The organism is Janthinobacterium sp. P210006 (assembly GCF_036231885.1).
GTDB classification, from domain to species: domain Bacteria; phylum Pseudomonadota; class Gammaproteobacteria; order Burkholderiales; family Burkholderiaceae_D; genus Janthinobacterium; species Janthinobacterium violaceinigrum.
The window spans coordinates 221,771-244,682 of sequence record NZ_JAZARD010000004.1; the positions used below are offsets into that span (position 1 = coordinate 221,771).

General features: G+C 64.0%; 20 protein-coding genes and 1 tRNA gene. 6 read left to right on the plus strand and 15 right to left on the minus strand.

Features of this window, described 5'->3' with window-relative positions; all coding sequences use genetic code 11:
- Nucleotide 1: 1 nt before the first annotated feature.
- The 7 genes from VPH41_RS20730 to VPH41_RS20760 all read right to left on the minus strand — a co-directional run bounded on the left by VPH41_RS20730 (nucleotide 2) and on the right by VPH41_RS20760 (nucleotide 5,785).
- Nucleotides 2–520: a sigma-70 family RNA polymerase sigma factor gene (locus VPH41_RS20730; RefSeq protein ID WP_328571373.1), complete on the minus strand. Its 519-nt coding sequence runs from the start codon at nucleotides 518–520 to the stop codon at nucleotides 2–4.
- Nucleotides 521–658: 138 nt separating this feature from the next.
- Complete coding sequence (locus VPH41_RS20735; protein ID WP_328571374.1) at nucleotides 659–2,071, minus strand: lipopolysaccharide biosynthesis protein; 1,413 nt, start codon at nucleotides 2,069–2,071, stop codon at nucleotides 659–661.
- Nucleotides 2,072–2,092: 21 nt separating this feature from the next.
- Entirely contained in the window at nucleotides 2,093–2,617 is a 525-nt protein-coding gene (locus tag VPH41_RS20740) for a dTDP-4-dehydrorhamnose 3,5-epimerase family protein (RefSeq protein ID WP_328571375.1), read from the minus strand.
- A gap of 80 nt (nucleotides 2,618–2,697) precedes the next feature.
- Nucleotides 2,698–3,621 carry a glycosyltransferase family 2 protein gene (locus VPH41_RS20745; protein ID WP_328571376.1) on the minus strand — a complete coding sequence of 308 codons (924 nt, stop codon included), beginning with the start codon at nucleotides 3,619–3,621 and terminating at the stop codon, nucleotides 2,698–2,700.
- Nucleotides 3,622–3,731: 110 nt separating this feature from the next.
- Complete coding sequence (gene ychF / locus VPH41_RS20750; RefSeq protein ID WP_152256820.1) at nucleotides 3,732–4,823, minus strand: redox-regulated ATPase YchF; 1,092 nt, start codon at nucleotides 4,821–4,823, stop codon at nucleotides 3,732–3,734.
- Between the two features lie 153 nt (nucleotides 4,824–4,976).
- Nucleotides 4,977–5,210, minus strand: a complete 234-nt coding sequence (locus VPH41_RS20755; protein WP_152256821.1) for a helix-turn-helix domain-containing protein — start codon at nucleotides 5,208–5,210, stop codon at nucleotides 4,977–4,979.
- Entirely contained in the window at nucleotides 5,210–5,785 is a 576-nt protein-coding gene (locus VPH41_RS20760; protein ID WP_328571377.1) for a DUF2975 domain-containing protein, read from the minus strand. The genes VPH41_RS20755 and VPH41_RS20760 overlap by 1 nt, the downstream gene beginning before the upstream one ends.
- Nucleotides 5,786–5,902: 117 nt before the next feature.
- Between VPH41_RS20760 and VPH41_RS20765 the strand changes: the two genes are divergently transcribed.
- Nucleotides 5,903–7,000 (plus strand): serine hydrolase domain-containing protein, encoded by a 1,098-nt coding sequence (locus tag VPH41_RS20765; RefSeq protein ID WP_328571378.1) that lies wholly within the window; start codon nucleotides 5,903–5,905, stop codon nucleotides 6,998–7,000.
- Here the strand turns inward: VPH41_RS20765 and pth are convergent, their stop codons facing one another.
- From pth to VPH41_RS20800, 7 genes are all read right to left on the minus strand, one after another.
- On the minus strand, nucleotides 7,001–7,585 hold the full coding sequence (pth, locus tag VPH41_RS20770) for an aminoacyl-tRNA hydrolase (protein ID WP_152283385.1): 585 nt from the start codon (nucleotides 7,583–7,585) through the stop codon (nucleotides 7,001–7,003).
- A gap of 117 nt (nucleotides 7,586–7,702) precedes the next feature.
- Nucleotides 7,703–8,311, minus strand: a complete 609-nt coding sequence (locus tag VPH41_RS20775) for a 50S ribosomal protein L25/general stress protein Ctc (protein WP_152256825.1) — start codon at nucleotides 8,309–8,311, stop codon at nucleotides 7,703–7,705.
- A gap of 166 nt (nucleotides 8,312–8,477) precedes the next feature.
- Nucleotides 8,478–9,428, minus strand: a complete 951-nt coding sequence (locus tag VPH41_RS20780; RefSeq protein ID WP_034753270.1) for a ribose-phosphate pyrophosphokinase — start codon at nucleotides 9,426–9,428, stop codon at nucleotides 8,478–8,480.
- Between the two features lie 151 nt (nucleotides 9,429–9,579).
- Nucleotides 9,580–9,656: transfer RNA gene (locus VPH41_RS20785), tRNA-Gln, on the minus strand.
- Nucleotides 9,657–9,734: 78 nt separating this feature from the next.
- Nucleotides 9,735–10,619: a 4-(cytidine 5'-diphospho)-2-C-methyl-D-erythritol kinase gene (ispE, locus tag VPH41_RS20790; RefSeq protein ID WP_287774545.1), complete on the minus strand. Its 885-nt coding sequence runs from the start codon at nucleotides 10,617–10,619 to the stop codon at nucleotides 9,735–9,737.
- Nucleotides 10,616–11,254 carry an outer membrane lipoprotein LolB gene (locus VPH41_RS20795; protein ID WP_328571379.1) on the minus strand — a complete coding sequence of 213 codons (639 nt, stop codon included), beginning with the start codon at nucleotides 11,252–11,254 and terminating at the stop codon, nucleotides 10,616–10,618. Before VPH41_RS20795 ends, ispE begins: the two co-directional genes overlap by 4 nt.
- Nucleotides 11,255–11,315: 61 nt before the next feature.
- Nucleotides 11,316–13,130, minus strand: a complete 1,815-nt coding sequence (locus VPH41_RS20800; RefSeq protein ID WP_328571380.1) for a tetratricopeptide repeat protein — start codon at nucleotides 13,128–13,130, stop codon at nucleotides 11,316–11,318.
- A 167-nt stretch (nucleotides 13,131–13,297) separates the two neighbouring features.
- Between VPH41_RS20800 and mutM the strand changes: the two genes are divergently transcribed.
- From mutM to VPH41_RS20825, 5 genes are read left to right on the plus strand one after another with little or no spacing between them, the layout of a single operon-like run.
- Nucleotides 13,298–14,134 carry a bifunctional DNA-formamidopyrimidine glycosylase/DNA-(apurinic or apyrimidinic site) lyase gene (gene mutM, locus VPH41_RS20805; protein WP_152256829.1) on the plus strand — a complete coding sequence of 279 codons (837 nt, stop codon included), beginning with the start codon at nucleotides 13,298–13,300 and terminating at the stop codon, nucleotides 14,132–14,134.
- Nucleotides 14,135–14,167: 33 nt separating this feature from the next.
- Nucleotides 14,168–16,069, plus strand: coding sequence for a dynamin family protein (locus VPH41_RS20810; RefSeq protein WP_328571381.1), 1,902 nt, complete (start codon nucleotides 14,168–14,170; stop codon nucleotides 16,067–16,069).
- Nucleotides 16,070–16,107: 38 nt separating this feature from the next.
- The gene (mutY, locus tag VPH41_RS20815) at nucleotides 16,108–17,271 is read left to right on the plus strand and encodes an A/G-specific adenine glycosylase (protein WP_328571382.1); all 1,164 of its coding nucleotides are present in this window, start codon (nucleotides 16,108–16,110) and stop codon (nucleotides 17,269–17,271) included.
- Entirely contained in the window at nucleotides 17,271–19,076 is a 1,806-nt protein-coding gene (locus VPH41_RS20820; RefSeq protein WP_328571383.1) for a sensor histidine kinase, read from the plus strand. The genes mutY and VPH41_RS20820 overlap by 1 nt, the downstream gene beginning before the upstream one ends.
- Complete coding sequence (locus VPH41_RS20825; RefSeq protein ID WP_152256833.1) at nucleotides 19,073–19,687, plus strand: response regulator transcription factor; 615 nt, start codon at nucleotides 19,073–19,075, stop codon at nucleotides 19,685–19,687. Before VPH41_RS20820 ends, VPH41_RS20825 begins: the two co-directional genes overlap by 4 nt.
- Here the strand turns inward: VPH41_RS20825 and VPH41_RS20830 are convergent.
- Nucleotides 19,684–22,911, minus strand: a complete 3,228-nt coding sequence (locus VPH41_RS20830; RefSeq protein WP_328571384.1) for a molybdopterin dinucleotide binding domain-containing protein — start codon at nucleotides 22,909–22,911, stop codon at nucleotides 19,684–19,686. The two genes, VPH41_RS20825 and VPH41_RS20830, sit on opposite strands and share 4 nt — an antisense overlap.
- Nucleotide 22,912: the final 1 nt, after the last annotated feature.

A 22,912-nucleotide genomic window follows, 5' to 3' on the forward strand; every position in this document is an offset into this window, starting at 1 on the left:
CTCAGGCGTCGGGCGCATGCAAGGCCTGGTAGCAGGCCAGCAGGCCGGCGGCGATGTATTTTTCGACGGACGAGACGGACACCTGCAATTCGGCGGCGATGTCGCGGTAGCTCAAGCCGTCGAGTTTGCACAGCAGTAATGCCTTGCGCGCCTTGGCGGGCAGCTTGTGCAGCACCGCGTCGATCTCCGCCAGCGCCTCGACCACCAGCGCGCGCTCCTCTTCGGACGGCGCCAGCGCCTCGGGCACGAGGGCCAGCACTTCCAGATAGGCGGCTTCGATCTGGCGGCGGCGGTACAGGTCGATGACCATGCCGTTGGCGATCTGCGTCAGGTGGCGGCGCGACTCCCCGGCGGGCGGCACGCGCCCCGTCTTCATCAGGTGCAGATACACGTCGTGCGCCAGGTCGGCCGCATCGAAGGCATTGCCCAGCTTGCGGCGCAACAAGCCCCGCAGCCAGCCATGGTGGTCGGTGTACAGACTGCTGACTTGCTGCTGAAGCGCTAACTCGGCGGTGCTCACGATACCCTTCCTGTCGCCAACGGCCGGCAAACACAGGCACATCGGATTTTAAATGAGAATTATTCTCATTATAAGCGGAGTCGCCGGCAAAGCGCAACACGGCGGCCCGCGCGGTGCAGGATCGCGCCGTCAGCGCTGTCAGGACCGCTGCCGGCCTGGCTTGAGCAGCCTGAAACCGGCCTGCAGGGAAGGCCGGCTGGCATGCAGCGCCGCCGCCAGCAGCACGCACCACGCGAGCGGAGCAAACGCTCCCAGGCGCTGGGCAAGGAATGCATGGCCTGCAGCCAGCAGCGCCAACAGGGTAACGGTGAGATAAATCGACCGGCGCGGCAGCGGACGCCAGACGCGCACGCCCAGTTCCGTCTTGATGAAAAAATACACGAGAAACCCCAGCAGTTGCGACACGGCCGCCCCCGTGGCGCCACAGCGGGGCATCAGCACGGCGCCCGCCAGCAAGGTGACCAGCAAGCCTGCCGCGAAAGCGGCGATGGCCAAGCCGGGACGACGGGCCAGATTGATGCCGACACCGGTCACTTCCGCCAGTGCATATAACAGCGGCTGCCCGACGGTGGCCACCGCCAGGTATGCGACGCCATGGTAGTTGGCAGGCAAAACCCAGCCGATCAGCCAGGCCAGAGCGCCCGCCAGGCAAAAACCCACTGCCACGATCGCCTGCGCATGGCGGCAAATCGCCGCAATATTCGACAGGTCGCCACCGGCGGCGGCCCATTTGTGCACCTGCGGCACCCAAACGATGGTGAAGATCGACTGGACCAGCCAGGCGCCGGCAGCCACGCGCGTGGCCAGCGCATAAATACCCAGTTCATCGAAGCCGGCAAAGAAACGCAGCAAGACCATGCCGGCCGACAGCATGGCCATGTAGAAAATGCCGCTCGCCATGAGCGGCCCCGCCTGGGACAGCAGGCGCCGCAGCAGCGCGCGGTCCAGGGCGGCGGCCCAGGCTTGCGCCAACGATACGCGCGCGTGCCACAGCAGCCACAAGGTGACCATCCAGGTGGCGGCCACGACCAGGCTGGCCAGATGCACGAAGTTGCGCTGCGGATCCCACCACAGGAGCGGCAACAGCAATAACAGCGTCATTTTCGGCAACACCTGCGCCATGCTGAATATCCAGGCGCGCTCCTGCATGCGAAATAGCTGCGCGATCATGCGATTGGCCAGTGCACTCAGCATGCCCGCCGCGAACAGCATGGCCAGCGCAGCGTGCGTCACATCAAATAACAGTTGCGATACCGGCGCGGCAAACAGCAGTATCGCAGCCAGCGCCACCGGCGCGAGCAGCACGGACGGCAGCAGGCAGGCCTTGAGCAAGCCGCTGCGGGCAGTACTGTAGTGGTATTCGTGCAGGTAGGCCTTATCCAGTCCCAGCGACAGCAGCAGGCCTGCCACCGTGCATGCGGTCATGAAGAAATCCAGCTTGCCGATGTCGGCAGGCGGAAACAGCCAGGCCACGGCGGGCACGGTGGCGAGGCTGCACAGCAGCGACAGAATGGGGCCGGCTGAAAAACCCGCGAGACGGGTCAGGCGCATCGTTCAGCCAGGCCCGGCATCTCAGCCATGCCGGTCGTTGGAGAAACGGTACGGCACCGTGTCCGAATCGGCCGGCACGCGCCAGTGATCGGGCGCATCATAGCGATATGCATGGTCCACCGCATTGACGAGGATGGCGGGCTCGCCGCAGTAGTTCTGCACGCCATGCCAGACGCGGGGCGGCACGACCAGCAGGCCGGGACGCTTCGTGCCCAGCTTGAATTCATTGAGCATGCCAAAGGTCGGCGAATCTTCGCGCGCGTCGTACAGCACCACGCGCATCTGGCCCGCCGCCACAAACAGGCGGTCCGTCGTGATGGCATGCGCATGCCAGGCACTCAGTCCGCCCGGCTCCAGGGTCGACGCGAATATCTGGCCGATCTGCGCTGCCCCCGGCACCCATTCACTACGGAAAATTTCAGTCAAGCTACCGTACGCCGTCAGCACGGGACGGATCTCCTGGAAGATCACGCCATCGATCATCGAAGGCGTCGTTGGCTTCCACTCCTTGGTAATGCTTACGCCATCCTGTTTCGCCCCAGCCAACAGCCAGTTATCTTTATCCGCTACCAAATCTACCCCTAGAAATTTTATAAAAATGCTCTTATGTATTGCAACCGTATTATCTATCGCTGCGGCAACTCCTTCAATCCCCGGCGGCGGCGTAACTCGCGAATAAACGTACCTTTACGCCAATATCTGAGCCAATAACTGGGTTGTGGCGGCCACATACCCAGCAGATAGCAAAGGCGGCGCGACAACGCTTTCCACGTCGTTACGGCAGACTGCAGCGGCGCAATCCGGCGCTCGTGCCCCACCTTGCCATAGAGCGTGGCGACAGCCTGCAACATATTCAGCGGATCTTGCATGTGCTCCCACCAGTACGCATGCTCGCTGTGCTGGCGCTCCAGATAGGCATTGCTGCGGCTGCCGGACTGGATCAGGATGGCGCCGATGCGGGGATGGGCCAGCATGGGCCGTCCCGCGCGATACACGCGGTGCAGCCACGCTTGCGACGGCCAGCAGCGCACCTCCCATGACGGCTGCCAGGGACCGATCTGCAATGCCAGCTCGCGCCGCATGACCCACAAGGTCGCGGGCACCTCCATCCACGGACGATACGGTTGCACGCCGTCCGCCAGTGCCCCCACGATGTCATATCCCACCGGCAAGACCACCAGGCCCAGGTCAAAGACCAGGTCGGCTCCGCCACGCTCGAGGCTCTCGACGCTGCGTTGCAGATGATCGGGCAGCCACATGTCGTCGTGGTTCAGGAATGCCAGATAGGTGCCGCGGGCAAGGCTGATACCGAGATTGTTGGGCCCCGTCTGCTCGCCGTAATTGGTTTCCAGATTCACAAAGCGGATGCGCGCATCGCCGAACGCGGCGACTACCTGGGCCGTATCATCGGTACAGCAGTCGCCGACGATAATCAGTTCCCAGTCCTGCAAGGTGCTGGCGAGTGCCGACTGAATCGCATAGCCGAGGATATTGCTCCTGTTGTACGTGGCCATGACGATGGAAACGAGCGGTGGTTTCTCCGGCTGCATGGCAGGCCTTTTCAAATAGACAAATAAAAAATGCCGCCCAGGTGCATTGAGCGGCATTTCACGAAGGATGGATACAACATGTTGCTGGCGCTCGCCAGCACATATTTTCCTTAGACGTTGAACAGGAAGTTCAGCACGTCGCCATCCTTGACCACGTATTCCTTGCCCTCGGCGCGCATCTTGCCCGCTTCCTTGGCGCCCGCTTCGCCCTTGTAGGCGATGAAGTCGTCATAGGCAATGGTTTGCGCGCGGATGAAGCCCCGTTCGAAGTCGGTGTGGATCACGCCGGCCGCCTGTGGTGCCGTGGCGCCGACGGGGATGGTCCAGGCGCGTACTTCCTTCACGCCTGCCGTGAAGTAGGTTTGCAGGCCCAGCAGCTTGTAGCCGGCGCGGATCAGGCGGTCCAGGCCTGGCTCTTCCATGCCCATGTCGGCCAGGAAGGCGCCCTTGTCGGCGTCGTCCAGGTCAGCGATTTCCGCTTCCAGCGCCGCGCAGATGGCGACGATGGGCGCGTTCTGCGATTTCGCATAGGCGGTCAGCTGGTCCAGCAGCGGATTGTCCGTGAAGCCCGTGTCCGACACGTTGGCAACGAACATGGCCGGCTTGGCCGTGATCAGGCACAAAGGCTTGATCAGTTCCATTTCGTCGGCGTCCAGGCCCATGGCGCGCACCGGCTTGGCATCGTTCAGGTAAGGCATCATGCGTTCCATGATGGCCAGCAGCTTGGCCGCGTCCTTGTCGCCGGAGCGGGCTTTCTTGTTTTCGCGGTGGATGGCTTTTTCCACGGTGCCCATGTCGGCCAGCGCCAGTTCGGTCTGGATGACTTCGATATCGTCGAGCGGGTTGATCTTGCCGGCCACGTGGATGACGTTGTCATCTTCGAAGCAGCGCACGACGTTGACGATGGCGTCCGTTTCGCGGATGTGCGACAGGAACTGGTTGCCCAGGCCCTCGCCTTTCGACGCGCCCGCTACCAGGCCGGCGATGTCGACGAATTCCACGATGGCGTTGACCATGCGTTCCGGCTTGACGATGGCGGCCAGCGCATCCATGCGCGGATCCGGCACTTCGACGACGCCGACGTTCGGCTCGATGGTGCAGAACGGATAGTTTTCAGCCGGAATGCCGGCTTTCGTCAGTGCATTGAACAGGGTGGACTTGCCGACGTTCGGCAAGCCGACGATACCGCATTGGAGACTCATGGAAAACCTTTAAATAATCAATTTTGCCGGCAAGCGGCTGGTGCAAAAACGGCCTGTAGCGGCGTTTTCTGGATAATCTTGCTGTAATAAATCTGGTAAGGGTCAATTGTACCTCTATGCACCCTACTCTTCAAAAAAACCGCCCCGGCGGCGCTAAGTGTCGCCATCTCCGTCGTCCCGCTGCGACGAGTCGAATTCCAGGATGTCGCCGGGCTGGCATTCGAGCATTTCGCAAATCTTCGACAAGGTATCGAAACGCACGCCGCGCACCTTGCCCGATTTCAACAGGGACAGGTTCTGCTCCGTGATGCCGATGAAGGCCGCCAGTTCCTTCGATTTCACTTTTTTCCTGGCCAGTACCAGGTCGAGGCGCACGACGATGCCCATCAGATGAACCCGCTGTTTTCATCGGCCAGGCGCTGGCCTTCGTGCAGGATTTGCGCCAGCGCAAAGAACACGGAACACAACAGCAAGGTCCACAGGTCGCCGCCCGTGATGTCGAGCACCAGGCGCAGCTGGCCTGCCCCCTCTTCCAGCAAGCCGAACAGCATGCCCCGCACGGTCGGCTCCAGCAAGGTCAAGAACGTCCCCAGCAGCAGGCCGCCCGCGAAACGGCGAAAGCACGCGGCCACCTGGGGCGTGAAGTACACGCCCTGCTCGAACTGGCGCAAGACCCGGGCCAGCTGGCGCACGGCATCGCCCAGCACCAGCAGGGCCGGCAAGGCCAGCGCCAGGCCCAGCGCCCGCTGCCACCAGGGCATGGCGGCCAGGCGCTCGAATGGCTGGCTCTGCAGTTGCAAGACCAGTTCATACATGCCGGCGCCCCCCATGGTGCCGTGCGCGGCCGGTGCGGGCGCCAGCCAGCCCAGCACTGTCAGCAGCAGGTACAAGGCAAAGAAGCCCGTCACGCCTAGGCGCACGCGCCGGCTCAGTACGGCTGGTCCCGCATTATTTTTTTTCATATTTAAAAGTATACGAACACGCAAAGTGTCGATAGAATAAATTATCGTAAAACAATAATTAAATCATGTTTTGCGACCATTTTAACATGTTCGCCTACCCTATCGACTGGAGACACCATGAAAACCCTGCTTGCCTCACTCGTTTGCAGCACCGCCTTTTTGCTCAGCGGCGCCGCCCGCGCCCATGACTTGCATGCCATGCTGCAGCAGGCGCTGGCCGACAAGAGCGTGCCGGCCATGGCGATCCTTGTCATTCGCGATGGCAAGATCGAGGCGCAGGCGCACGGGGGCGTGCGGGCCAGCGATGGCCATGACGCCGTGCGCGCCGACGACGTGTGGAATATCGGCTCCGACGGCAAGGCCATGACGGTGACCCTGATCGCGCGCCTGGTGGAACGGGGCGTGCTGTCGTGGGATGCGCCGCTGTCAAGCATGCTGCCCGCGCTGAGCGCCGGCATGCGCGCCGAGTACCGCGGCGTCAACCTGGCGGACCTGCTGGCGCACCGCGCCGGCCTGCCGCCCAATCCCGATGAAGCGTGGATCAATGCCACCTACACGGATACACGCCCGCTGCCCCTGCTGCGCCTGGAATACGCGCAGCGCGCGCTGGCCGACGCGCCGGTGGCCACGCCGCGCGGCGAGTCGCATTACTCGAACAGCGGCGCCATGATCGCCGCCGCCATCGCGGAGCGGGTCACGGGCAAGACCTATGAGGAACTGATGCAGGCGGAGGTGTTCGGCCCGCTGGGCATGCGCGCCGCGTTCGGCCCTACCGTGCGCGGACAGAACCTTGGCCACAAGCAAGGCAAGCCCATCGCCGGCCTGCTGGCCAGCAACCCGCTGATGATGGCGCCCGATGGAGAGATTCACCTGAGCATGGCCGACTGGGCCAAGTTTGCTCTCGACCAGCTGCAGGGCGAACAAGGCAAGGGCAAGCTGCTGCAACGGGAAAGCTATGTGTTCCTGCACACGGCGCAGGGTGACACGAACGCGGCGCTGGGCTGGGGCGTGATGCACTTCCCGCCGCAGGCGCCGCAGCGCGTGCTGACGCACCTGGGCTCGAACGGCTACTGGCACGCGCTGATCGCGCTGGCGCCCGGCAGCGGCGACGGCTTGCTGATCGCCGCCAACGCGGGCGAAGGCAGCAGCGCCCAGGCGAGCCAGCAGCAGATGGCGAAAACCATCATGGCCAGCTTCGGCAAGGCGGGGAAATAATCAGGCGGTGTGCAACTTCATGGTTGCCGCTTCGAACTTGCCGTCGACGATCTGCGGCATGACTTGCAAGGATTTCTCGATCGCTTGCTCGATCAGTTCCTGGTCTTCGCGGCGCGGGCGGTGCAGCACGAAATCGGCCACTTGCTGCTGCAGGCTCAGGGTGCGCGGATGGCCGATGCCCAGGCGCAAGCGCCAGTAATCCTGCGTGCCCAGCGCAGCCGTGATGTCCTTCAAGCCATTGTGGCCGCCGGCCGAGCCGCCCTTCTTCAGGCGCGCGATGCCGGGCATCAAGTCCAGTTCGTCGTGCACGACCAGCACTTCATCAGCGGCGATCTTGAAGAAGCGCGCCAGCGCGCCCACGGACTGGCCCGAGCGGTTCATGAAGGTCAGCGGTTCGAGCAGCCAGACTTCCTTGCCGCCAATCGACGTTTTCGCCAGCATGGCGTTGTAGCGCGAATCGCGCTGCAGGCGCGTGCCGGGCAAGCTGTTGGCGAGGTTGTCCACCAGCCAGAAGCCGGCATTGTGGCGGGTTTGTTCGTATTCGGGTCCCGGGTTGCCGAGGCCGACGATCAGGCGTATGGGCATGGCTGTGTCTGCAATGTAAAAGAAAGCATTATCGGTGAAAACAGGCAGAAAAAAACCCGTCCGGAGCGAACCGGACGGGTTTTTCCTTGCGACTACCGCATTGCTGCGGCGGCAAAATTACTTCTTGTCAGCAGCAACTTCAGCAGCAGCGGCTTCAGCAGCAACGTGGCCAGCCGGTACCGAAGCGGTAGCGATGGTCAGGTTGGCGCCGTGGGTAACAGCGGTCACGCCAGCTGGCAGGACCAGGTCGCCGACGTGCAGCGAGTGACCGACGTCGATGTTCGACAGGTCAACGTTGATGAATTCTGGCAGTTGGCCTGGCAGGCACGATACTTCGATTTCGTTGGCAACGTGGCTGATGGTCGCGCCATGCAGTTTGACTGCTGGGGAAACGTCAGCGTTCGTGAAGTGCAGAGCAACTTTCACGTGGATAGCTTGCTTAGCGTCAACGCGTTGGAAGTCAGCGTGCAGAACCAGTTGTTTGTATGCGTGGACTTGGAAGTCGCGCAACAGAACTTGCTGGGAAACGCCGTCGATTTCCAGGTCCAGGATCGACGAGTGGAATACTTCTTTTTTCAGCGCGTGGTACAGGGCGTTGTGATCCAGCGAGATCAGCACTGGGGCTTCAGCGCCACCGTAGACGATACCAGGGGTTTGGCCGGAAATGCGCAGGCGGCGGCTCGCTCCGGAACCTTGCAATTCGCGTTTAAATGCGATAACTTTCATGTGAAACTCCAAGAAGAACAAGGCTTGCGCCTTGTGTTATGAAGACTCCCGCGACCAGGAATCTTCGAAAATGGGCGCATGCGCGCCCCGAAAACTAAAATACTACGGCGCAACAGGCAAAAAGCCGGTCGCGCCGCAGGTGACGTCTGTTGCTGCTCTTGTCGAATTAATCGATGAAGAGGGAAATAACCGAATCGCCCTTGATGATGCGCTTGAACGTCTCGGCCAGCAGCGGCGCGCACGTCAATTGACGAATCTTGCCGCAGGCCAGGGCCGCTTCGGACAGGGGGATCGTGTCGGTCACGACCAGCTCATCGAGTGGCGACGCCGAAATACGGTCGATCGCCGGGCCCGACAGCACCGCGTGCGTGCAATACGCCACGACTTTTTTCGCGCCGCGCTCTTTGAGCACTTCGGCAGCCTTGGTCAGCGTACCTGCCGTGTCGACCATGTCATCCATGATCACGCAGTTGCGGCCTTCGACTTCACCGATGATGTTCATCACTTCGGACACGTTCGCTTTTGGACGGCGCTTGTCGATGATGGCCAGGTCGCAGCCCAGGCGTTTTGCCAGGGCGCGCGCACGTACCACACCGCCGACGTCCGGCGATACCACCAGCAGATCCTGGTAGTTTTTCTTTTGCAGGTCGCCCAGCAAAATTGGCGAAGCGTAGATATTGTCGACTGGGATATCGAAGAAACCTTGAATCTGGTCAGCGTGCAAGTCCATAATCAGGACGCGCTCGACACCGGCTTCTTCCAGCATGTTCGCCACCACCTTGGCCGAAATCGCCACACGCGCGGAGCGTGGACGGCGGTCTTGGCGGGCGTAGCCGAAGTAAGGAATTGCGGCGGTGATGCGGCCAGCGGAAGCGCGTTTCAAGGCATCGACCATCAGCATGATTTCCATCAAGCTGTCGTTGGTTGGCGCACAGGTGGATTGCAAAACAAAAACATCCTTGCCGCGCACGTTTTCGTTAATCTCGACCATTACTTCGCCGTCAGAGAATTTCGAAACGTTTGCTTTACCGAGAGGGATGCCGAGGTTTTTTGCGACCCCCTCTGCTAACGCTGGATTCGCGTTGCCGGTAAAAACCATCAGGTTTTCGTAAGCCATGGGAGTCCCAAGAGGTGATATAGAAGTCTTGAAAAGCACTAACCGGGCATAGGCCCGGTCAGTCATTGTTTAGAATATGCCGCGTGGCGACATATCTGCTTTTTCCCGTACTGGACGCTAACTTCGCATCGACAGACTACGGTGAAATGGGTGGCAGGGGAAGAAGGATTCGAACCTTCGCATGCTGGAATCAAAATCCAGTGCCTTAACCAGCTTGGCGATTCCCCTACGCAACTGACTGCTTGCCGTCATGTTGGCCAGTATTATACCGACTATTTGACGCTAAGCAAAATCTTTTTTTGCTCTTTACAACACCGTGAGCATCGGGTGGCGATTCAGCGCTTTTGCCTTCCAGGCGATCCAGACTGGTGGCACATTGCTGAGCACCGCATCCGCTTCTTCCTGACTACCAAACGCACTAAACACACAAGCACCGGAACCAGTCATCCTGGCCTCACCGTAAGCACCCAGCCATTCTACCGCATCTGCTACCGGCTTGAAAAGACTGCATGCCACTTGCTGTAAATCATTCTTACCAAATCCACCCGCATCGTTTCCTTCTGCGAGGTACCTGGAAAAGTCCGCTATTGTGACGGGTTCGGTATTTCTCGTCAAGCCTTCCGCGCAAAAAATTGCAGCGGTGGGAACTTGCACGCCCGGCTCGATCACCACATACCAGCAATCGGGCGTGGCGACGGGCTGCAGGGCCTCGCCCACGCCTTCGGCAAACGCATTCTCGCCAAAGATGAAAAACGGGATATCGGCGCCCAGCGGCAAGCCCAGCGCCATCAATTCCTCGCGGCTCAAGCCCGCCTGCCACAGGCGGTTCAAGGCCATCAGGGCCGTGGCCGCGTCGGACGAGCCGCCCCCCAGGCCGCCGCCCATGGGCAGCACCTTGTCGATGGCGATATCGACGCCGCGCGGCAAGGCGCCCGTGCGGCGCAGCACTTCCGCCTGCAGCAGCTGCGCGGCGCGGATGATCAGGTCCTGCTCTTCCGGCACGCCGGCCAGCGCCGTCACGCGGCGGATCAGCGTGTCGTCGCGCAAGGCGAAGTGCAGGGTGTCGCCATGGTCGAGCAATTGGAACACCGTCTGCAGCAGGTGATAGCCATCGGCGCGGCGGCCGTTGACGTGCAGAAATAAGTTCAGCTTGGCGGGGGCCGGGCAGTTGTTCAAGGTCGTCAGAGTCATGGTGCAGATGCGGAAGGGGCGGGTTCGAGCACGATGCGCAGCGACACGGCATCGGCCTGCGCGCTGGCATTGCGTTCGGCATCGATACGCCGCGGTTGGGGCAAGGCGCCCGGTGTATTGTCAGGCGCATCTTGCCACGACACATAGCGCAAGCGCCAGCCGTCCTTCGTTGTCACGCTGTCGTTGGCGGGCGAGGCCACGAAACGCTTGCCATCGGCGCCCATAGCATAGCCCTGCAGCCAGTCGCGCAAGCCCGACACGGGCAAGGACCAGCCCAGCATCTGCGCGCTCAGGGTGTCGACGTCGGGGGCGCTGCGCGGCGCCTTGCCGCTTTGCGTCAGCACGGCCTGCTGCGGCGTGACGGCGATCGTCGCCAGGGTGCTGCCGACGGGCGTATACAGGGTCACGTCCGTGCGCGCGGCCGTCTGCAGCCAGTTGAAATTGACGGTGGCCGATTCGGGCTTGTCGTCCTTCTGGTACACCACGTTCAGGCGGCCCGTCAGCTCCACCTGTTCGCGGTAGGGCGCCACGGCCACGCTCGAAGGCGCGGTGCCGGACGAGAAAGGCGAAGTCAGGGTCGAGCAGGCCGAGAGGGACAGGCACAGAGCCGTCAGAGCGAGGAGATTTTTTGACATGGGCATACGTAAAAACCAGCGACAGGGCGCTGGTTTTTCAGAGTTGGGTTAATCGATTCAATCACAGACTGACATTGAGGCGCGCCAGCGTGCTTTTCAGCGCATCGTTTTTCGGGTCCTTGCCTTGCGCCTCGCGCCACAGTTTTTGCGCTTCATCCTTGTCGCCCTTCTGCCACAGCACTTCGCCCAGGTGGACGGCGATTTCCGGATCGCTGCGCACGGCATACGCGCGGCGCAGCGCGCTTTCCGCCGCGGCCAGGTTCCCCATGCGGAACTGCACCCAGCCCATGCTGTCCATGATGAACGGATCGCCCGGCGCCATCTGCAGCGCCTTCTCGATCAGCGCATACGCTTCCTGCAGGCGGATGCCCCGTTCGGCCAGCGAGTAGCCGAGGGCGTTATACGCATGCTGGTTGTCGGGCGCCAGCGCCATCACGCGGCGCAGGCTCGCTTCCATCAACTCCATCTTGTCCAGGCGCTCGGCCAGCAAGGCGTAGTCGTACAGCAGTTCCGGATTGTCGGGAAAGCGCAGCAAGGCGTTTTCCAGCACCGTGTACGCGCTTTGCACATAGCCGGCGTCGCGCAGGAATTGCGCGTCGACCAGCAGCACCTGCGCCTGGCTTGCCGGATCGTCCGTTTCGATTTCCGTCAGCGCCTTGCGCGCCGCATCGAGATTGCCGCCGCGGGCGATCAGCTGGGCGCGGCGCAAGCGCGCCTCGACATAGCCGCTCGATGCGCTGTTGTCGACCTTGTCCAGCCAGGCGATGGCGCCCGCCGTGTCGCCGCGCGTTTCGGCGATCTGCGACAGGATCATCAGGGCCTTGAACGGGTCGCGCGTGTCGCCGGGGGATTTTTCGAGCACGGCCAGGAAACGCTTGAAGTACTGCTCCGCGCCCTTGGTGTCTTCCAGCTGCAGCGCCACGATGCCGAGCGCATACAGGCCGCCCACGTTATCGGGCTGCGTTTTCAGCAGCAGCAGGAATTGGTCGCGCGCCGGTTCCAGCTGCTTTTGCTCGACCAGCAGGCGCGCATACGCGCTGCGCACTTCGACGGCGTCCGGGTTCTTTTGCAGGAACGTGGCCAGCACCTTGCCAGCCGCCTCGGGTTCGCCCGTCACCTGCGCCAGGGTCAGCACGGCCAGCTCGGAGTTCGGCTTGATCGCCAGCGCCTTGTTCGCCTCGCCGATGGCGCGCTCGCGCTCGCCGATCGACAGGGCGCCCTGCGCCAGCACCAGGTGCGCTTCGAACATGTCCAGGTAAGGCTGCACCAGGCGCGTCACCATCGAATAGGCATACAGCTTGTCGTTCGAGCGCGACAGGATTTGCTGCATCTGGAACAGGGCCACGCCGCGCGCGCCCGGCGGCGCATTGGCCAGGCGCTCGGCAAAGATCGGTTCGGCTTCCTCGATCTTGTCCGTCAGGACGACGAAGCCGAGGAAGAACTGCGTTGCCTCGTCCGATTCGGGCGCCAGGTCGCGCCACAGGCGGATGGCCGCCAGCGCTTCGCTGCCCTGCTTGGCGGCCAGCGCCATTTCGGAAGCGCGGCGCGCCAGGCGCGGGTCGCGCGTCTGCTGCGCCGCCACCATCATCGTCACGTACGGCCCTTGCCACTGGCCGTTCTTGAATTCCATTTCCGCCTTGGTCAGCTTGTACAGCAGGTCGCTGCTCAATTCGACCTTCGGCAAACCCTCCGCCTTGGCGTCCGTCTTGGCGTCCGTCTTGGCGTCCGCCTTGGACTCGGCGCCCTCTTCCTGCGCCGTGGCGGGCACGGCCGCAGAAGGACCGGCCGCGGCATCGGCAGGGGCGACGGGCGTCTGCGCCATGGCATGCGTGGCCATCAGGGCGGACAAGGTTACAATGGCGAAAGCGTTTTTCAAAGGCTGATCCTGGCTAAACGGCAAAGTTTGATTCTACGCCCAACGCGGCTATCGCGTACTTCACGTATGTAACGAAATATATACGTCGTGGCGGCGTGGCGTGTCCGGACCAGCCATCGGCCGGCAAGCCGCCTGTTTTTTACCCGGTTTTCAACCATTCGAGCCCTATGCCAGAATTGCCAGAAGTCGAAGTCACACGGCGCGGTGTCGCGCCCCATATCGAAGGGCGCGCCGTGCGCGCCGTCGTGCTGCGCCGCGACGGCCTGCGCTGGCCCTTCCCCCCTGCCCTGGGCGAACAGCTGTCGGGACAAACCATCGGCCTGACGGGGCGGCGCGGCAAATACCTGCTGATCCACTTCCGCCATGGCACCCTGATCATCCACCTGGGCATGTCCGGCCATTTGCGCGTGCTGCCCACAGGGACGGAGGCGCAAAAGCACGACCATTTCGACCTCGTCGTGGAAGACGCGGACGGCAGCAGCCAGGTACTGCGCATGACGGACCCGCGCCGCTTCGGCGCCGTGCTGTGGCACGACGAGGCCGACGGTCCGCTGGACGGCCACGCGCTGCTGCGCGGCCTGGGCACGGAACCGTTGGAAGGCGGCTTCACGGGCCAGCTGCTGTTCGAGAAAACGCGCAACAAGAACACGAATATCAAGCAGGTGCTGATGGCGGGCGACATCGTCGTCGGCGTTGGCAATATCTATTGTTCCGAAAGCCTGTTCCGCGCGGGGATCAATCCGAAGACGCCGGCCCGGCGCATCGGCCTGGCCCGCTATGAGAAACTGGCGCAGGCGATCCGCGACGTGCTGGCCGAAGCCATCGTGCAGGGCGGCAGCACCCTGCGCGACTTCATCGGCGTGAACGGCCAGTCCGGCTATTTCCAGCAGACGTATTTCACGTACAACCGCGCGGGCAAGCCATGCCGCGTGTGCGGCGCGCCGATCCGGCAAATCGTGCAGGGGCAGCGTTCCACGTTTTACTGCGTGCATTGCCAGAAGTAGCGGTCAACAGTCAGTCAGAACAAAGGGGGCCAGATGGTCAGGGACTTGGAACAATACAGCGCGTGGCGCCAGGATGTGCTGGCGGCCCTGCAGGCATACCGGCAAGCCGCCAGCGCGGCGGGCCTGGTCGACGGCGCTTCCGCGCTGCGCCTGGCGCGCTGCGGGTCCCGCCTGGCCGACGACCGTCTGTCGGTCGCCTTCGTGGCGGAATTCTCGCGCGGCAAATCCGAACTGATCAACGCCATCTTCTTTGCCGACTACGGCCAGCGCATCCTGCCCTCGGGCGCGGGCCGCACCACCATGTGCCCTACCGAGCTGCTGTACGACGCGGCCTGGCAGCCGTCGATCCGCCTGCTGCCCATCGAGACGCGCGCGCAGAACCTGTCGACCAGCGACTACCGCGACCTGCCCGCCGCCTGGACCGTCCTGCCCCTGAACATCGATGCGGGCGGCGACATGCAGGAAGCGCTGCGCCAGGTCAGCCTGACGAAAAAAGTCAGCCAGGAAGAAGCGGCGCGCTACGGCCTGTACGACGCCGAGGACGCCGATGCCCCCGCCATGCTCGACGAGGACGGCCGGGTGGAGATCTCCATGTGGCGCCACGCCATCATCAACTTCCCCCATCCGCTGCTGAAACAGGGCCTCGTCATTCTCGATACGCCCGGCCTGAACGCCATCGGCACGGAACCGGAACTGACCCTGAACCTGATCCCGAACGCGCACGCGGTGCTGTTCATCCTGGCCGCCGACACGGGCGTCACGCGCAGCGACATCGAGGTATGGCGCAACCATATCGGCGCCGGCGCGGGGCGCCTGGTGGTGCTCAACAAGATCGACAGCATGTGGGACGAACTGCGCGGCGATGCGGAAGTGGCGCAGGCGATCGAACGCCAGCAGGCCAGCGTGGCGCATCTCTTGACCCTGGACGCGGGCCAGGTATTTCCCGTCTCTGCGCAAAAGGCCCTGGTGGGCAAGATCAACCACGACGCGGCGCTGCTGGACAGGAGCCGCCTGCAAGCGCTGGAGACGGCCCTGTTCGAGGAGCTGATCCCCGCGCGCAAGGACATCATCCGTCACCAGCTGGCATTCGACCTGGACGCCATCGAAGCGGCGCAGCAGGTGCAGGCGGCGGCGCGCGCGCGCGGCATCGCCGAGCAGCTGCACGAGCTGCACAGCCTGCGCGGCAAGAACCAGAGCGTGATCGCGCACATGATGCGCCGCGTCGATATCGAGAAGAAGGAATTCGACAGCAGCCTGTTCAAGCTGCAAGCCACGCGCGCCGTATTTACGCGCCTGTCCACGGAACTGTATACGAGCCTGGGCATGGACATCGTGCGCAACGATATCGATGGCGTGCGCGCCGCCATGCAGCGCAGCCGCTTCTTCACGGGCCTGCGCGAAGCCGTGCGCCAGTATTTCGAACGCATCACCCGGAACCTGGACCGCTCGGAAGGCAAGACGGCCGAGATCACGGAAATGATGAACGTGATGTACCGCAAATTCGCCACCGAACATGGCCTGGCGCTGGCCTTGCCGATGCCGTTTTCGCTGGCCCGCTACCGCCAGGAGATCGCCGATATCGAAGCCGTGTATCACAAGCAGTTCGGCACGGCCACCCTGCTCACCACCAGCCGCGTCGTGCTGATGGAAAAATTCTTCGACACCATCGCCTCGCGCGTGCGCCGCAGTTTCACCAACGCCAACGACGACGCCAGCGCCTGGCTGAAAGTCATCATGGCGCCGCTCGAAGCGCAAATCGTCGAATACAAGGAACAGCTGAGGCTGCGCTTTGCCTCGATCCAGCGCATCCACGACGCCACAGGCAGCCTGGAGCAGAAAATCGCCGGCTTCGAGGCCAGCCTGGCGGCGCTCGAACGCGACAAGGCGCAGCTGGCGCAATTGCTGGCCGCCCTGCGCGCGGCCAGCGCGACCTGACATACGCAACACCACGCCACACGATACTGGAACCCCGCATGAAACGTCTGCTGCATCCGCTCTCGCCCGCCCCGGGCGCGGCACTTCTTGAAGACTATATCGACCCGACTTTTTCCGCCACCGTCATCGCCTGGCAAAAGCAGCATGGCCGCCACGCGCTGCCATGGCAAAACACGCGCGACGCCTACCTGATCTGGCTGTCCGAAATCATGCTGCAGCAAACGCAGGTGACGGCCGTACTCGGCTACTACGCGCGCTTCCTCGAACGCTTCCCCACCCTGCGCGACCTGGCCAGCGCGCCCGTGGAAGACGTGATGGCGCAGTGGAGCGGCCTTGGCTACTACACGCGGGCGCGCAACCTGCACAAGTGCGCGCAGCGCGTGGTGGCCGAATACGGCGGCGTGTTCCCCAGCGACCCGGCCTTGCTGGCCGACCTGCCCGGCATCGGCCGTTCGACGGCGGCCGCCATCTCCGCGTTTTCCAGCGGCACGCGCGCAGCCATCATGGACGGCAACGTCAAGCGCGTGTTCGCGCGCACCTTCGGCATCGATGCCTATCCCGGCGAAAAACGGGTCGAGGAAGCCATGTGGCGCCGCGCCGAAGCGCTGCTGCCGGAGACCGGCATTGAAGCCTACACGCAGGGCCTGATGGACTTTGGCGCCACCCTGTGCACGCGCAGCAGCCCCGATTGCGGCCGCTGCCCGCTGCAGCCGCGCTGCGTGGCCTACGCCACTGGGCGCACCAAGGATCTGCCGGTGCGCAAGCCGAAAAAAACCAGCCCCGAAAAGCACGCCGTCATGCTGGCCATCATCGACGACGGCCAGGTGCTGCTGGAGCAGCGCCCCGGTTCCGGCATCTGGGGCGGCCTGCTGTCGCTGCCCGAACTCGACGGCCACGTGCTGGCCGGCGAAGACTGTCCGCGCGAGATCGACCAGCATGCGCTGGCGCGCGCCGTGGCGCCGTTCGGCGAGATCGAAACGCAGGAACGGCTGCTGCCCATCGTGCACGTCTTCACGCACTACAAGCTGCACATCGTCCCCTGTCGCATCACCCTGGCGCGGCGCCTGGCGCTGGCAGGGGAAGCCACGCACGTCTGGTATGACGGCGCAAAAATTGCGGATGCGCCGCTGCCCGCACCCATCAAGAAACTGCTGCTGGACCTGTTCGGCGATGCGCGCGCGGCGCAGCGCAGCATGTTCTAGTGCGGCGTCTTGTAGGGCTCGCGCTGGCGGCGCTGTGCCTGCACGGTGCCCACGCAGCGGACGACCTGCCCGAGGTGAGAATTGGCGTGCTGGCCTACAAGGGCGGCGACGCCGTGCAGCAGGACTGGTCGTATGTGACGCGCCACCTGCAGGCGAGCATTCCCGGCATCCGTTTCATCCTGGCCGACTACGACCAGGCGGGCCTGACGCGCGCCGTGCAGTCGCAAGCGATCGCCTTCGCCATCACCAGCAGCGGCCATTACGTGGCGCTCGAGCACAGCGATGGCGCAAGCCGCATCGCCACGCTCGAGTCGCCATGGACGGAGTCGCCGCGCCAGGCCATCGGCTCGGCCATCGTCGTGCGCAGCGCGGCGCCGCTGCACGACCTGGCCGACCTGGCGGGCAAGAACGTGATGGCCGTGGCGCCCGATGCATTCGGCGGCTACCAGATCGCCGCGCGCGAACTGCGCGAAGCGGGCATCGATCCCGCGCACGATTTTGCCAGCCTGCGCTACAGCGGTTTCCCGTCGCAGCAGATCGTCGACGCCGTGCGTTCGGGGCATATGGATGCGGGCATCGTGCGCACCTGCCTGCTCGAGCAAATGGTGGCGCGCGGCGAAGTGCGCGCCGATGAACTGCGCGTGATCACCACGCGGCCGATTCCCGGCTTTCGCTGCGCCAGCTCGTCGCGCCTGTATCCGGACTGGCCCTTCGTGGCCCTGCGCCAGACGCCGCCCGCGCTGGCGAAAAAAGTGGCGCTGGCCCTGCTGGCCATGCCGCGCACCGACGAAGGCTACAGCTGGACGGTGCCAAGCGATTACCAGATCGTCGATGAATTGTTCCGCGAATTGCGCATCGGCCCCTACGCCTATCTGGACAAGCTGACGTTCGAGACGGCGCTGCGCCGCTACTGGGGCTGGATGCTGCTGGTGCTGGCCCTGCTGGTGGCCTGGGCCGTGCACACGGTGCGCGTGGAATACCTGGTCAGCCGCCGCACGGAGCAGCTGCGCGCGGCCCAGCACCAGCAGCGCGCGCTGGAAGAGCAGGCGCGCCAGCGCCAGGCCACGCTCGACCACACGGCGCGCCTGGCCATCCTGGGCGAGATGGCCAGCGCCATCGCGCACGAATTGAACCAGCCGCTGGCGGCCATCGGCAATTTCGCGCGCGGCATGGCGCGCCGCATCGCGGCAGGCCGGCTGGACGCGGCGCCCCTGCTCGACGGCGCACAGGAAATCGCCACGCAAAGCGAGCGCGCGGGCGCCATCATCCGCCACATCCGCGCGATGGCGCAAAAGCGTCCCGCGCACAGCACGCCCTTCGCCCTGGCCGACGCCGTCGAGCAAGCCGTGGCCCTGTTCCGCGCGGCCCATCCGCAAGCCCAGATCAGCTGGCGCCACGGCGCCGCCAGCCCTGACGCGCGCGTGCTGGCCGACCCGCAACAAGTGCAGCAAGTGCTGCTCAATCTGCTCAAGAATGCGTTCGATGCGCAGCTGGAAAACGGCAATCCGGATCACGCCATCGGCGTGCTGCTGCACCGTGAAAACGGCGCCTGCACGGTAGCCGTGCGCGATGCGGGATGCGGCCTGGAAGCGGCGCAGATGGCGCGCCTGTTCGAACCGTTTTTCACCACCAAGGCCGAAGGCCTGGGACTGGGCATGTCGCTCAGCAAAAGCATCATCGAATCGTTCGGCGGTAGCCTGTCGGCGCACGCCAATGCCGATGCGCCGGGCTTGACGGTCTGGTTCCGCCTGCCCGAAGATAGCGCCATGGAAGCAGACCAGGAAAGACACGAGGAAACACCATGAACGAAAGCGATGCGATCATCTTTGTCGTCGACGACGACGCCGCCATGCGCCGCTCGCTGGCCTATCTGTTCGATTCGGCCGGCTGGCAGGTGCAAGCCTTCGAGTCGGCGCGCGAATTCCTGCAGCGCTACGCTGGCCATGCGCCGGGCTGCCTGCTGCTCGACGTGCGCATGCCCTTGATGAGCGGACTGGAACTGCAACAGGAGCTGTCGCGCCATGCGATTACGCTTCCCGTGATTTTCCTCAGCGGCCACGGCGATCTGGCCATGGCCGTGCAGACGATGAAGGCAGGCGCCTGCGATTTTTTGGAAAAGCCGTGCAAGGACCAGGTGCTGCTCGATGCCGTCACGCGGGCCGTGGCCCGCAGCGTGGAAGAAAGCCGCCACGCCGCCAGCGCGAATACGGCGCAATCGGCGCTGGCCAGGCTCACCGCGCGCGAACGCGAAGTGGCGCTGCTGATGGCCGAAGGCAAGGCCTCGAAAGTCATCGCCCGCGAGCTGGGCATCAGCGACAAGACGGTGCAGGTGCACCGCCATAACACGATGGAAAAACTGGGCCTGCACTCAGCAGCCGAGGTGGCCCGGCTGCTGATGGCAGGCGGACAAATTTAAGCCCGCACGATGCGCGCCGGCAGGCCCTGCCGCACCGACGTGCCCGACACGGGATCGACAAACACGTTCTTGTCGCCGCGGCTGGGGTCCGTCAATCCCAGGTCGTTCAGGTTGATGCCGGCACCGATGGCCGGCTCGTCGGGCTGGCGCGACTGGCCGATGCGGTGCGCGCGCGCGCCGTGCTCCTTGTGGCCGAAGCCGTGTTCGACGGCGATCACGCCCCGCTGCACGCCATGGCGCAGCATCACCGTGGCCCTGGCCCTGCCGCCCGGCGTTTCCAGATAAATCGCGTCGCCGTTTTCCAGCTTCAGGCGGGCCGCATCGTCCGGATGCACGGCGACCGGGTTGTCCGGGTGGATGCCGCGCAAGCGCCGCGCGCCGATGCTGTAGGAGTTCTGCAGCGCCGACTTAAAACTGATCAACTCGAACGGCCATTCGCTGGCCGGATACGCCTTGCGCACGGGCGTGCCGTCGGCAAACGCCGCCACCCGCCAGGCGGGCGTGCCGGGAAAACGCTTGCCGCTCAAGCTGTTCTTGCTCACGCCCAGGCCCTCGTTGTACAGCATCATGGGCTTCAGGTAACGGTGCGTGGACCAGTCCTGCGGATACGGCGTCTCGTCGACGGCCAGGGCCGGACCCGGCGCCGCCGGCGCCTTGGGGTTCGCTGGCGGCGGCAGGCGCAGGCCGAACATCTCGCCATAGCTCTGGTAGCGCCCTCCCCGCGCCAGCATGAAAGCCACCTTGCGCCACTCCTCGGGCTTCAGGGTGCGTTCCAGTTCCGGGCGGATGCGCGCCACGCCAGAGAGCGCAATGTCGTCGTCGCTGGCTTCCGGCACGGCCGTCTTCCCCTGCCAGGCGATGTTGGCGCCGCCCCGCAGATACCAGTCTTCCGCGCGCTGCAGGGGAAAGCGCTGGCCATCCATGTCCTGCAAGGCCTCCGGACCAAAACCGGGCAAGTCCATCGTTTTCGCCAGCGCGATGAAGAACGATTCCATGCAGATGGTCTGACCATCGGGCGTCTTTTGCACCCGCGGCTCGACCACGGGCCAGCGCGCCGTGCTCATTTTGACGGGCATGCCGCCCCAGGCGCCGGCCCAGCCCCAGCTTTCATACAGCAAGGTATCGGGCAGCAGGTAGTCGGCAAACGCGGAGCTTTCGTTGATGAAGGGATCGATGGCGACGATCAGGGGGATCTTCTTCGGATCGGCCAGCTCCTTGCCGATCTGCGCGCGCAAGCCCGTGATGCCGTACACGGGGTTGCAGCTCCACAGGATCAGCGCCTTCAGGGTGTACGGGTAGCCGTTCATGGCGCTGGTGAGCCATTCCGTGGCCAGCGCGGGCGCGTTCGGATACCACGGCGCCTTCGCCGGATACGCCTTGCCCGCTTCTTTCTTCAGCTTGAATTCCGAGGTTTTTTCATACGGCACATTGCGCCCGATCGGCATGCCGGCCGCCTTGATCTCGCCGTCGAAACTCTCCAGGTTGTAACGGGGCCCAGGGCCCGCATCCTTGAAGCTGCCGCCGTTGACGAGGGTGCCGCCCTTGCGATTCAGATTGCCGATCAGGGTGTTGAGCATGACCAGCGCATACGCGTTATAGAAACCGGCGCCCGACATCATGCCGCCGTGCGCATTGACGGCGGCGCGCTTGCCATGGCTGGTCAGTTCCTGCGCCAGCCCTTCGATGATGTCGCGTGAAATGCCGCAGGCCGCCGCGTAGTCATCCATGCTGTGGCGCTGCGCTTCCTCGTTGAGCATCGTCATGGCCGTCTTCAGGTGCAGCGGCGCGCCCGCCACGTCCAGCGGGCCGTCGAAGAACAGCCGTCCCTCGCCCTTGGCGGCGCTGTGCGGCACGATGGCTTGCGTGGCGGCGTCGATCACGCAGAACGGGTCGCCATCCTTGTAGCGCTCTTCTTCCCCCAGTTCCACCGCGCCGATGTCGGAGCCGCGCAGGTAGCGGCCGTCGCGCGGGTGGCCCTTCTCGCTGATGATCAGGTGCGTGGCATTGCACCAGGCGGCCTCGCCCGCCGCTTCCGCCACCTTCAGGTTGGGCTGCGCGAGGAAGTGGCGGTCATAGCGTTCGTGCTCGATGATCCAACGTATCATCGCCATGGCCAGCGCGCCATCCGTGCCCGGCTTGATGGGCACCCAGCGGCTGCGGTCGCCCGCCGCCAGGCTGTCCGCATTCGTCAGCACGGGGTCGACGACGACGTAGCTGAAATCGCGCTTGCCCGAGCGGGCTTTCGCGATCAGGGTACCTTGCCGCTTGAACGGATTGCCCGCATTGCCCGGCGCCGTGCCTACGAAAATGCAGAACTCCGTGTTTTCCAGGTCCACTTTTGCGTGCGGCATTTTCTTCATGTCGCCGAACATGGCGCCCGAACCGCTGCGGTAGGCGCCGCCGCAATACGAACCGTGGTTGACCAGGTTCAGACTGCCGTACGACTGCTTGAAAAAGCGCGTGCCGAACGCCAGGCGGCCATCGTCGGTGCTGCACATCAGGCCCACCTGATTCACTTGCGGGCCCAGTTCCGGCTGCGCCGGATCGATGGGTTTTTCCAGCTCGCGCAAGGCGCGCAAACCCTGTACATGGCCTTCGCCAAACAGGTCGCCCCCTTCCGTCACCTCCTTCACCAGCTGGTCGAAGGCGATCGGCTCCCACTGGCCGCCGCCGCGCGGTCCCACGCGCTTCATGGGCGCCAGCACGCGGAACGGCGACTCCATCTGTTCCAGCACGCCGTTGCCGCGGCCGCAAGCCGTCGAGCGGCCTTTCAAGCCCTTTTCCTGGAAGCGCGACAGCGAGACAAAGCTGTCGCGGATCGACGTCTGGTATGGCAGCGCCGGGTCGGCCGACATGGGACTGTACGGATTGCCGGCCACGCGCAGCACCTTGCCGCTTTTTTTATCGAGGCGCACGCGCACGCCGCAAAACGTGGTGCAGCCCATGCACATGGTGTAGCTCACTTGCTGGTCCGGATTGACCGTCAGTTTGCCCGTGGCCGTATCGACGGAAAACTCGGGCGGCAGGGAATTGCCATGCAGTTTCTGCACGGGCTTATCCTTGCCCAGCGCGTGGTCGACCATGCGGCCGGCCGTGGTGGAAAAGCTGGCGGCAAATGCGGCCAGGCCGCCGCCGATGGCGCCGTAGCGCAGCAGCTTGCGGCGCTTTTCGTGCTCGTCTTCAGGGGCGCCGTTGTCTGCGTTGTGGTGTACTTGATCGTTCATC